Annotated in this window: 8 protein-coding genes; 3 read left to right on the plus strand and 5 right to left on the minus strand. The window is 44.4% G+C overall.

From position 1 onward, the window contains the following. Window positions 1–25 precede the first annotated feature (25 nt). From V144x_RS12050 to V144x_RS12060, 3 genes are all read right to left on the minus strand, one after another. Entirely contained in the window at window positions 26–1,345 is a 1,320-nt protein-coding gene (locus V144x_RS12050) for an FMN-binding protein (protein WP_144985404.1), read from the minus strand. 105 nt (window positions 1,346–1,450) lie between these two features. Then, a complete protein-coding gene (locus V144x_RS12055) occupies window positions 1,451–3,748 on the minus strand; it encodes an FAD-dependent oxidoreductase (protein ID WP_144985405.1) in 2,298 nt (765 codons plus the stop codon). A gap of 168 nt (window positions 3,749–3,916) precedes the next feature. Continuing rightward, window positions 3,917–4,840 carry a hypothetical protein gene (locus tag V144x_RS12060; RefSeq protein WP_144985406.1) on the minus strand — a complete coding sequence of 308 codons (924 nt, stop codon included), beginning with the start codon at window positions 4,838–4,840 and terminating at the stop codon, window positions 3,917–3,919. A 221-nt stretch (window positions 4,841–5,061) separates the two neighbouring features. On the opposite strand from V144x_RS12060, the gene V144x_RS12065 reads away from it, so the two are divergent. Together V144x_RS12065 and V144x_RS12070 are read left to right on the plus strand one after the other, a co-directional pair. Then, complete coding sequence (locus tag V144x_RS12065; protein WP_197998881.1) at window positions 5,062–5,691, plus strand: ECF-type sigma factor; 630 nt, start codon at window positions 5,062–5,064, stop codon at window positions 5,689–5,691. Next, entirely contained in the window at window positions 5,688–8,255 is a 2,568-nt protein-coding gene (locus tag V144x_RS12070) for a bifunctional serine/threonine-protein kinase/formylglycine-generating enzyme family protein (RefSeq protein WP_144985407.1), read from the plus strand. Before V144x_RS12065 ends, V144x_RS12070 begins: the two co-directional genes overlap by 4 nt. A gap of 457 nt (window positions 8,256–8,712) precedes the next feature. Here V144x_RS12070 and V144x_RS12075 read toward each other — a convergent pair whose 3' ends face one another. Both V144x_RS12075 and V144x_RS12080 read right to left on the minus strand, forming a co-directional pair. Then, entirely contained in the window at window positions 8,713–10,410 is a 1,698-nt protein-coding gene (locus tag V144x_RS12075) for a glycerol-3-phosphate dehydrogenase/oxidase (RefSeq protein WP_144985408.1), read from the minus strand. Window positions 10,411–10,429: 19 nt separating this feature from the next. Further along, window positions 10,430–10,891 (minus strand): GNAT family N-acetyltransferase, encoded by a 462-nt coding sequence (locus V144x_RS12080; RefSeq protein WP_144985409.1) that lies wholly within the window; start codon window positions 10,889–10,891, stop codon window positions 10,430–10,432. A gap of 199 nt (window positions 10,892–11,090) precedes the next feature. Here V144x_RS12080 and V144x_RS12085 point away from each other — a divergent pair, with 199 nt between their 5' ends. After that, window positions 11,091–12,248, plus strand: coding sequence for a XylR family transcriptional regulator (locus V144x_RS12085; RefSeq protein ID WP_144985410.1), 1,158 nt, complete (start codon window positions 11,091–11,093; stop codon window positions 12,246–12,248). Window positions 12,249–12,369: the final 121 nt, after the last annotated feature.

Here is a 12,369-nt window from a genome sequence, read left to right on the forward strand (position 1 = left end):
CAACTTGGGCAGGCTATTGTTTGATTCATTGAAACAGAGTTTGCTTGATCAATTCTGCATACTGATTGAAAACGAATGCCATTCCTAGGAATAGCATGGCGATATAATCACTTTTGCCAAAGCGATCTGCTCTTCCGTGTGATCTTACAAATTCAAAAATTGTTCCAGTCGGACAACCATAGTGGCAGTATGCTTGAGGGACAAACAAAGATGCCAGAAGTCCGATGATGGCAATTAAAATCGAAGCAATCCCAGCAGACGCTAGCAGATAAGCATCAAATGCTTCCAATTCAGCCAAATCAATCGGGAGATCTATAAAAATCACCGTTAATACCACAACCAGTAATAAAACTGGGATCCAGCGTAGTGCTTTTTTGACATCCGGTCTGACTTTCCACTTACGCTTTGCAGGCACAATTCTTCCTAGAAACTCTTGCGCAGTTCCATGCGGACAAATGCTTTGACAGTAGAGATTTCGACGGGTTGCCCAAGGTATGAAGATTGCAAGCACCGCCAGGACGACGAGACCGAAAGATTGACGCCAGGGTATCGAATATTTCGCCCAGCCGGCAAAGAGTGATTCTGCCAATAGATCACCACTCAAAAACCCAAGATAGACGAACGCTGTAGCTTTAAATAGATTTCGAAGCCAGTGGTAATGTTTGAGGCGGGTAAAAGTGATGAGATATGCTCCTGCACAAAAAAGAACCAGAATTGCATCTTTCATCTGAAATTGGAAAGGTTGAACGATTTGCGATTTCTGGTTGGAATATTGAACGCGAAAAGCGATGGTATGGGCAATTCCCATACTAGTCATGGTGGCTCCTGAAACGCCTTCGATTTCTCCGTGCTGTAGATCCAGTTTCGCTAATTCATCCCATGAGTATTGTTTCCATAGATTCATAAAGTATTGATTGTTACGCACATCTTTCACATGCGATGTTGTATCACCACTACTGCGAATTGATAGACCAATCACTTTTTCAGTTGTCTTGTCAAAAACGAGAAGAGTGTCCGAAGGACCACAGTAGCCAATGATCTCATCTGAGATCGGGGATGTCCTAATGGCATAACCGATCTGTTTTTGGTTCTGGTCCAGAATGAACAGTCCCATACGGTCAGAATGGTCTATTTTTAAAGAATGGGCCTGCGGGAGAAATGACTGCACTTCTTGTAGCTCGATGGGGGACTTTCCCTGCACACGAGTGCGAACATAATAGTCCCGAATCAGGAACACGATGAGAACTAAGACCGACATGCGATAAGTTTTTAAAGCAATTGATTTCAGATGGCTCACCGGACGGGCAGAATGAGGAGGCTCGGCAGCTAGCGGTAACTCTGTCATCCTGCTCTCAATAAATCAATCAAAGCTCGTCTTGATTTCGTTGATCTTCATCATACAAAATTGCGAGAGAAAAACCTGCAATCTGATCTAGGGGCGTATTTTTGATTATTCGCTGGGGAGGATTTGAATTGCATCAGCATGCACATTACCGTCCACGCCACTATTTGACATAATCACTGCGATCGGCTGGTCTTTTTCAAAATTAAATGTTCCCAGTGATATAAAACCGTGAGCTAAGGGAGGCTTGACTCGTTGGTTGATTTTCACGGTTTTCGTTCCCTGTGATGAGCGAATAGTTACCGGTGTGTTCGTGGCACGATTTTTATGATGCCCATAAGCGAGACGGATCTCATACTTACCAGATTGATCCACCTGAAACTTGAAATGGATTTCTGCTTTTTTTCCTTTACCATGATAAACGTAATGATTGCCAATGTAACCTTTGAGCCCTTCGCCTTTGGTCCATTTGCCAACGAATTGAACATTATTATGTTCATCGTCAATGACCAATCCCGGTAGCGTTGCCGGATCAATATAAGCGTCGATCACGGGAGGAAGTTGCTTGGAATCTTTACGGATATAAAAACTTCCTTCAATTGTGTCGCGCCGTTCGATCCCTTTTCTTGCTAATAGTTTTTCAAGTTCTTGATAATGATCCGTATACACTGCTCGGGGATTGCATTGTTGATCAATACAGACCGCAGCCGCCTTTCCTACGACTTCACCCATCATGCCACCTGTCTTCATAACTCTTACGGTTCCGAGTGCTTCGTGAGTCACGCTAATACAACGTCCGGCCATAAATAGATTGGGAACATTTCGAGAATAAAAGCAGCGGTAAGGGATGGGATAGCCGCGCTTGCGGTCAACACTTCTGTCGAACACTGCTTTGGAGATAAAAGGATCCTCCGGATATTTTTGCATGTATTGTTTTTTGGGGTAATGTAAATCGATAGACCAGGTGCTGGGAACGCAGCCATCAGGAAATGCAACTTTGTTCGCAATATCTTTTCTGCGAAGTATGACGTCACCGCGTAACATGCGGGATTCACGCGGCCCTCCAATATATGCCATCCAGGTTAAGACAGCGTTGGCATGCTTGTCTTTGCCTCCTTTATTTTTCATCGCATTCCAGGCACCATAGACGGCTCTGAAATTCCAGTCACGCATTGATTCGAGATCTTTAATCGGATCTTTGTCGAAGCCACTTTCCCAGAACCATTGGCCATGAAAGCGCTGCGGATAAGGAAAGTCTTCCATATCAAGGTTTAATGCCCATTCAACATGGGGGAAGGATTGAGATTCTTTGGTCTCTTTCCAAGTCCACATGTTGCTCATACCCATGTGTCCTTTTTCATGAGTGTAATAATCTGCACCAGCAAGAAAGCCGATTTCAGCGTGACCTGTACAATCAGCAAACAGAGTGCCGAGAAATTCGGTACGCTTAGCGGTCTTGGTATTAAATGCCGTCACACTTCGAATTTTATCGCCCTCTTTTTTGACAGCATAGGCGTGTGTATTTAAGAACAAGTCAATATTTGGTTCTGCCTTTACGATTTGTTCTTTGATCTGATCTCCGAACTCTTCATAGGTTCCCGGAGAAGCAGTCGCCGAGTCCGCAAATTCTGCAATGATTTCGCCAATGTGAGGATATTTGCCGCGGCGGACCAGTCCCTGTGCCCAGACACGCACTTCAGAACTTCCGTTCCCCCCCAGTACAGGTCGGTTTTGAATCAATGCGACTTTGCAGCCCATGCGTGCGGCAGAGATGGCTGCCCCCATACCTGCATATCCACCACCTACGACAACTAGATCATACGGTTTTGTTTTTTCAGGTTGATCAGGAAGTCCCAACATTTCTTTGCGCCACTGGTCCATCGGAGCCATGTCATTTGGTGGATTATAGGAAAGATCTTTTGTGAACAGAATCGCGTCACAACGGCCTGCAAACCCGGTTAAGTCGTGTAATGTAAGCTCAATTTCTGGCTTGGTGATTTCGACGGTTCCTCCATCATGCCAAAACCAGGTGGGACTTTTGGTTCCAAATGTTTCATTTATTGGTTTTCCGTCGACCAGTAATTGGAACCGACCTGGAGTACCAGGTGCTTTCCAGGGAGCGACCCAGTCTTTGGTGCGAACAAAGAGACGATACTTTCCTGTGGAAGGAAATTTGACTGTCGTCTTCGCATCTTCAACAGGCTGTCCCAAACCGTGTGCCAGTAAGTAGGGCGAGCCCATGATATGGATAAACTGCGTATCCAGTTTCCAGCCTCCCTGTTGCTGAAAACTTTCTGCTTCCACCAGAACTCCCTCAGTGGGTTTCGAGTCAGCTAAGCTATTTGATGAGAATAGACAGAGCGAAAGTCCTACGAGTACGTATAGAAACTGAGTTGTGAAACGCATTCTCACTGACTCCTGTGATTACTTAGCTTATTAGCTTAGAGAACATGATCAATTATTTAAAAACACAATAGCTTCAACTTTCATATAATTATAAGCGCGAAGTAAAGCCAATTGCAAACAGAGGAGTCTTTTAAATTATTGCGAGTATCTGATACATAACTTTATTAACTAATATGCGTTATTCCCCAGAAATTGAAGTAATTCTGAATCGGGAACTTCATTACGATTTGAAAAGGACTTACCAGTCAGATGAGGGGGAATCTCCGGTCTTTTGAATCTGACATAGTCAAAACCTGCAACTAAGTCAGGACGGCCTTGCTTAATCACTCTTGTATTTTGTTGCGCAGGTTGCATACGAGACGCAGTTCGATAATCGGTATAAACGGTTAAGCCAACCTGCAGTTCTTTTGGCATGTCTGTGCGTCGATACCGCTGATGAATATTCCAATTGCTGTTAGGGGCCTTCTTCAAGAGAATAAATTCATTACCAATTCGTGCAATCTGAATCAGAGCGGTTGGGGTGTTGGCATCAGTCACAGAAAGGTTAGAGCGGCTGTTTAGCGTTGTTTTGACTTCAAATTGAAATGTCCCCGGTTTATTAGCAGAACCAAGTGAAAGAAAAATGTAGTTTTCACCACCGGGTTTCCATGTCTGAGGTGTGACTTGGCGAGGGGTTCTGATCATAAGACCTGCCAGTGAATAATTGCTTTGTGGTGCTCCGTCTCCATTACGTCTGGCAACTCGAATATTGGAAGTGACGACAAAATTACCTTTGACTAGTTTGTAAGCCAGTACGCCGCGATAGTCCATGTACCAAGTGCTCGTATAAGGCATCATCACCATCCATCCCTGGCGGGTTTTACTGATATCAAACTGTTCCAGTTGATCAGCATCTGTCTTTTCTGTTTGATAGATGCGGGACCACTGTTCCAGGGTTGCAGGGTCAGCAAATTCGTCACTTAGTGAGCTAAGGTCACTTATTGACTCATTTTTCTCTTGTGCTTTTCCTTCATCAGGAAATTCTCCTGCTCCTCCCGACAAAAGAAATAGACATAGTAGGAAATAGGATTTCTTGGACATGAGGGGGGACATATTTTTCTCTTTCTTTACATTTGTGTATATTTTGTATTGAGTTCAGGTTAGGGGGCATTGATTAGCGGGAATACTCTCAGTGGATTCGTCAAGTTCTGTTAAATTACGACAAAAAAAACGAAAAAATTATACTTTCCTGCTAAAACTACATAAGCTGTAGAATGATCAGGATTTAAGCTATAATAGGAGAGATACTTAGGTGGAGGAGAATTTCAAGAAAGATGCCTCAAATGTCTTTGATTGAAGAGACAGTTACGCAATGGATTGACCAGTTAAAAACAGGTGACGCTCAGGCTGCGCAGAAATTATGGGAATCTTATTTTTTGGAAATGGTTGAAGTTGCTAGACGTAAACTGCAGGGGGCTCCCAAGGCGATGGCAGATGAAGAAGATGTTGCATTAAGCGCGTTTAAAAGTTTTTGTCTGGGTGCGCAGAAGGGCCGATTTCCTCAGGTCACTGATCGAGACAATTTATGGCCTTTTCTTGTTGCAATTACATCTCACAAATCTGTCGACTTAATTAGAAATGAGAACCGACAAAAGCGAGGGGGAACTGGTAAGAGTGGTGGTGCTTCAGAAAAGATGAAGTGGACATCAATTCCTTTGGATTTTGAAGAAATCATTCAAAAACAACCTTCACCCGAATTTGCAGCCCAATTAGCAGAAGAATTAGAACGGCTCTTGATTTTATTGGATAAAACCGGTGATTCGACATTAAGACAGGTTGCATTAGGCAAAATGGAAGGGGAAACTACTACTGAACTTGCGCAGAATCTTGGCTGTGCTCGTCGCACAGTTGAAAGAAAACTTCAGTTAATTACACGTCTGTGGCAAGAGGATTGCAATTTGTGAACTCACGAAATGAAACAGATTTCGAGCAGCTTCCTTCAGACTTGATGCTAAAAATTAATCAATTGTGTGATCAGTTTGAGTCCGAGTTGAAGCAGGAGAATCTACCTTCAATCAGTGCTTATCTTGATGATGTCGCTGTGGAATATCGAGATGTGATTTTGAAGGAACTCATCCCATTAGAGGTTGAGCATCGCTTCGAACAAGGAGAGCAACCAGATTCAAGCGAGTACCTTACGCAATTTCCAGCTCTGAATCAGGAATGGGTATTGACGGTGATCCGTAACGCACGTGCAGATAGTAAAACGGTTTCAGCATACAGTAAACATAACAGCCGTCAAATTAAATCTCGAGAATTCTCGCTTGAAGAGTATATTTCTGGGTTAACGGAGTCAGGAATTATCTCAAAGCATGATTTGAATGATTTAATACAAAAATTTGATAAAAGCAAAAAGCCTAAAACGATTTTAGATTTGTCAGAGTTACTGATTCAACGAGGTAAGCTGACAAAATATCAAGCGCATGTGCTCTCTTCTGGCGAAGACCACCCCCTGTTAATAGGTGATTACCTCATTCTTGAACCGATTGGTTCGGGAGGTATGGGAACGGTTTACAAAGCCATTCACCAACGCATGAAACGAGTCGTCGCGCTAAAAGTAATTCGTACTGATCTGGATCAAGTACCTGATCGACTGAAGCGATTTGAAAGAGAAGTGCAGACTGCAGCCCGGCTTTCACACCCTCATATCGTAACTGCTTATGATGCAGGCGAGGAAAATGGGGTGCATTACCTGATTTGTGAATATATTGATGGTGAGAGTCTGACCGAACTGGTACGTGGTTCAGGCCCCCTGGATTTTTCTGATACGCTAAATTGCATTATGCAAGTCGCACGAGGTTTGGAATATGCACACGGTCAGGGTGTGATACATCGTGATATCAAACCGGCAAATATACTTGTTGATGATCAAGGTGATCTCAAAATTCTCGATATGGGTTTGGCCCGTCTTCAGCAATCTTCTGAAGATCTGCTCGCCAATGGTTCACAAACAGAATTAACAACAAGTCAGTTTTTCATGGGCACCATCGATTATATGGCTCCCGAACAAGCTAGAAATACCAAGTTGGCTGATCATCGCTCCGATATTTACAGCCTGGGCTGCACACTGTATTTTCTATTAACAGCAAAGCCGGTTTATGAAGGAGAAACAACAGTCGAACGTATTCTGGCGCACAAGGAACAGCCTATTCCCTGTCTTTCCGGACTTAGTCTGCAGATTCCAGCAGAATTTGATACCATTTTTGCAAAGATGTTAGCGAAAGAGCCCAACGATCGCTACAACACTGTGACGGAGTTGATCGCTGATCTCAAAGAGTTCAGTTCTGAATATTTGCAGGACCAGACTTTCACTTTACCTGTTGTTGATGGTAAGTCAAATACAGTATCTGATGAAAACTGGGCCAGTACTCCAACAGAAATCCAGTCGGCCGTTTCAGATCTCACAGTTTTGGGAACAGCAACTTCGCAGGAAAATCAGAATCAAAATAAAGCAAAAGAAAAGGTGCTTTTCTGGGGAAGCATTGCCAGCGCTGCTGTGATTCTGATTGGTATCTTTTTTTGGAATCGTTCCAATCAGAATTCGTTATCATCTGAGTCAGGTCTTAGTAACACTGGTACTCCAACGGCAAGTCCGTTCGCACCAGCTGAGGCGAAACAATATCAGCAGGAGTATGCAAAGAAACTCAAGCTGCCAGTCATAGAGTATGTATCTCTTGGTGATCAGGGTAAGGAACAGCAACTGGAGCTGACATTGATTCCGCCTGGCAAATTTACCATGCGAAATCCTTCCCATTCACTGACAGCTGGTGTTGAAGATGCGTATCTCGTCAAACTTACCAAGCCATATTATATGAGTACGACCGAGATTACGACTGGACTATATCGTGTTTTTGTGGACGAGACAAAGTACCAAACGGATGCAGAACGCAGCAGCAGTGGTGGATACGGAATGGAAGGTGGGGGTTGGCGCCAATCCAGCGACTACTCCTGGAAATATGTAGGTGAATTAGAGATCAAAGATCAGATGCCCGTTCTAAGTATCAGTTGGAATGATGCTGTCGCTTTTTGTAAGTGGCTTTCTGACAAAACGGGTGATCGTTATCGCTTGCCAACTGAGGCGGAGTGGGAATATGCGTGTCGTGCGGGAACTCAATCAGACTGGTTCTTTGGCACTGATCCAGGAGAACTGGAGAATTACGCCTGGTTCCGCAATAATTCTGAAAATCGAATTCATCCCGTAAAACAGAAGTTACCTAACCCATTTGGACTGTATGACATCTATGGCAATGAATGGGAATGGTGTCAGGATTTTTATCGTGAGGACTATTTTACTGAGTCTACTCGGGAAGATCCCACAGGCCCTGAGCAAGGGAGTGGCAGGGTCCGCCGTGGAGGTGGATTTGGACAGACATCTGATCAATTGACGTCCGATGCTCGTGAGAATGGAATTCCTGAAGCCCCGCTTCACGGCTCATTTCGCATTGTCCGTGAATTGAAACGAGACTAGCACTTTTTCAGCAGTAGCAGTGTCTTGGTCTGAAAAAATCCATCGCTTTGGGCGCGACTAGCGATACACTTGCTGCGACCAGTACTCTGGTTACCACTTCTTTTCTCAAGATAGACGATACCAAACCGCCTCCACATGGCTTGAAGAAAGCAGTGAAATATTTGTTCGATGTTTTTACTACCACGAAACACACGAAAATGCAGAGGTGATTCGAGATGTGATCTCGCGATCAAATATTTCTTTTAGATTAATGAATCACAGAGAATTGGCCTGAATCACAGTTAGCAGCAAATTTCATGGATGCAGTTGCGAATTCCCTGCTGTGTTGGATTAGCGATGCCATATTCAGTTCGTGACTTTCGTGCATTTCGTGGTAGTAGAAAAACAATGAATCTTGCATGAACGAACTCATTTTCAAAGCAAAATGTGATAAGGCTGGTTATTGATGAACTGTCAGTCAACTAACGGCTTTTCCATAAAAGTGTTGTAGATGCGCTTTATAAGACTCAATCTGACCTGAAATCTCTTCTGAAGATAATTTTCCAGATTCAACCAGACATTGAGCAAGTTCCTGCAGCGTTTCTCGTTGTAATGTCTGTTCAAAGACCAGCATCAGACGGCGCTCAACAAGGTCACCGATAGTTTCAACCCATTCATGCTTGATTGTCCAGAGCACATACTTTCGGGGAAGGTGAGTCCCCGTGATCAGTTCGGTTGAGAAGTCAGGAATCGAATCTAGAATGTCTTCCAGATAGGTACCATGCAGCCCCCATAAATATTGAATGCTTTCCAGTGATAATTGGAATTTTTCACACAGACGGCTTTGTTCTGCTTGCCTAATCGATTCGGTTTTGGGGTAATCCTTCGAGCCAGGGATGATGCGCGTCTTCGAATCAGAGAAATAGCTCATGCCGAGTTTTTTCAAAATGCGGTCTGTTACTTTCTCCGCAAAGGCGCGCCAGGATGTTAATTTTCCCCCAACCAGAGTCACAATCCAACCTGCAGGGCCTTCATATTCTTTGATCGAGTGATCGCGAGAGATGGAAGCCGCTTTCCCTTTTGGCTGGTAAGGTAAAGGACGCACGCCACTGTAATGGAAATTGATGTCGTTTGTCGTTAACCCAACCTTTGGAAACACAAGGTTGACCATGCCTACCAGATATTCCAGTTCTTCGGGACTGGCGACAGCTTCGAGCGGATTCCCCTCTTCCCGTACATCGGTTGTGCCGATCAAAGTGCTGTCGCCGAAAGGTAGTATAAAAACGAGTCTTCCATCGCTGGCTTCTGAGTAGACTGCCTTTTCGCCAAGAGCCTCGATTAGTTTTGGATTGAACGTGACAATGTGACTACCTTTGGTGCCTCCCATTAATCGGGGGGATGTGATATCGACTTGCTGTAGTGTTAAATCTCCACAGGCGCCGGAGGCATTGATGATGACCGTTGGTTCGAATTCCTCGAGAATGGAGTTTGGGTCTTGTAAAGGACAGAGCGCAACTTTTCGATCTTTTAGTGACACTTTATGGTATGTATGGAGATCAAATTGCAGATTCTTTTCCTTTGCGATCATTTGACAATCATGCAGTAGAGAGACCACAAACCGTTCCGGAAAACGCATTTGTGCATCGGAGTAACAAGCCATCCAACGAAATTGATTAGAATTGATTTGGGGAAGTCCTTCTTCTCCACTATCGTGGATGGAGTGTCGAGGAAGGTTTCCTCGTGAGGCGAACCAGTCATAAAGTGTCAGACCCATATTCACCAAGTAAAGCCCGCGCTCGGAAGAAAAGTGATATCGGGATGAAAGCCAATGCGCACCGGGGACTCTGAAACCACTCAAAAAACGGAGTCCCGAAGACATGACACCAGTCGCCCGATGTGCCAGTGGAATCGCAAATCGAAGTGGTTTGACAAGATGAGGTGCAAGTTCCAGAAGAATTCCCCGTTCGTGAACTGATTCTCTCACGAGTGAGAAATCTCCATATTCGAGATAACGCAAGCCACCATGAATTAATCTTGAGGACTTGGAAGTGGCTCCCTGAGCTAAATCACCTTGATCGATCATACAGACCGAAACACCGTTCAGGAGCAATTCACGTGCGACGGCAACTCCGTTAATGCCAGCGCCTAGTATTAAAACCCGCTGAGATTGTTTCATAAAAAGTCCAATATGTGAATTATTGTGCGGGCAGATATTCCATCAACAGACGATGCTCATGTGGTCGATAGTAACCTTCAATCCGAGTTCTTGTTCGAAACCCAAAACTTTCATAGAGTCGTACTGCAGGAGCATTGTCGGGGTTTACTGTCAGTAATACAACCGATTTCGCAGCCTGAAGTGCCTGTTTCATGAGCGCTGATCCAATGCCTTGCCCACGAAAGTCCGGATGGACCATGATTTTATGCAAGAATATTTCTCCCGTCTTAGTCGGGAACATTAAAAGTACGCCGGCAATTGTGTGTCGATGATTTTCATTGGCAAGTTCAGCAATCAAGACGGTGGCATACTCACACCACAGTCGCCAGGCGTGTTCACCATCGGGAATAAATGTATCCGGTTCTTGAGGCCAGGCGCTTCGGTCCAGAGCTGCAATTTCAAGAAAATCTTCAGATCGGGCCTGTTTGATAGTGTAGTCCACGAAAGTCTTTCATAATCAGTTGTTGTAGATTGATAGCTTGATGACAACGTCGGATTGTATTGTAAGAACTCATGCAATCTGTTTCGATCATGATTGAAGAGAAATCAAACTTGCTGTAAAAGAATACGCTGAAACTTATGAAACGGTCCCTCCACTTGTCTTACCTTTCGCTAATTACGAATCGGTTGAATCACGACTTATGGCTAAATCTTCGATTCCTCATGTCGCATTGTTTATTGAAACGTCTCGCTCTCATGGTCGTGGAGTACTGAATGGAATTCGTCAGTTCATTGCCGAAAACGAGGAATGGTCGGTTTTTATGATGCCGCGTTCGTTGGATTCTCAAATTCCCGATTGGATTTCTCGCTGGAACGGTGATGGTATCATCAGTCGCACTTCCAGTCAGGAGATGGCCGATGCAATTACACAGTCGGGAATACCAACAGTAGAATTGCGTTCTACCAAGCTAAAACATGCGTTTCCCTTTCTGGGAATTGATAATCGGGCTATGGGACGAATGGTAGCCGAACATTTTCTGGAGCGTGGCATTCGTCACTTTGGCGTTTATGAAATTGGGATTGAAGTTTATTTTGAAGAGCGTCGTGATAATTATATTCAAACAGTAGAGAATGCTGGTTACAAAGTAAGCGTCTTCTCAGCAGCCGAAGATTCTGAAGTTCCCCGCGAATGGGAAAAACATCAAGAACAAATGGTGAAATGGGTCAAAGGGTTACCCAAGCCAGTCGGGATTATGGCATGCACTGACCAACTTGGATTCTGGTTGTTAGATGCCTGTGATCGAGCGGGGATTTCTGTACCCGACGAAGTGGCTGTGGTCGGTGTAGAAAATGATGACATACTCTGCATGATGGCCCGTCCGCAACTATCGAGTGTCGCTTTTAATTCGACTCGCATCGGATTTGAGGCAGCTGCATTACTCAGTCGCCTGATGAAAGGTGCCCAAGTCCCTCAAGAGCCTTTTCTGGTGACTCCTTTGGGAATTGTGACCAGACAATCCTCCGATGTTGTCGCCGTTGATGATCCTGAACTGGCATCGGCACTACGATTCATTCGAGAAAATGCCTGCAAGGGAATTCAAGTGAATGATATTCTCAAAGCAGTACCGATGTCACGAACCGCTTTAGAGCGACAGATGAAGGCAGCCATCGGTCGTTCTCCCAAGGCGGAGATTATTAGAACGCAGCTTGAACGTGCCAAGGAATTATTGGTATCGACCGATTTTTCACTCTCCCAAATTACCGAGAGAATCGGATTTCGCCACTCTCAATACTTCAGTACCTTATTCAAAGAGAAGACAGGCGAAACACCGGGAGCCTATCGCGCGAAAATGCGTTAATCTGAAGTGTTCTCACACAATGCCAGGAAAAAAAGAGGCATTATTTGAAGAACATTCTATAATATACGCAAAACCTGAGAATGTTTATGAGTTTCCGTAATGACCCGTCTGGATTCAATTG

The sequence above is a fragment of the Gimesia aquarii genome (assembly GCF_007748195.1).
Classification (GTDB): Bacteria; Planctomycetota; Planctomycetia; order Planctomycetales; family Planctomycetaceae; genus Gimesia; species Gimesia aquarii.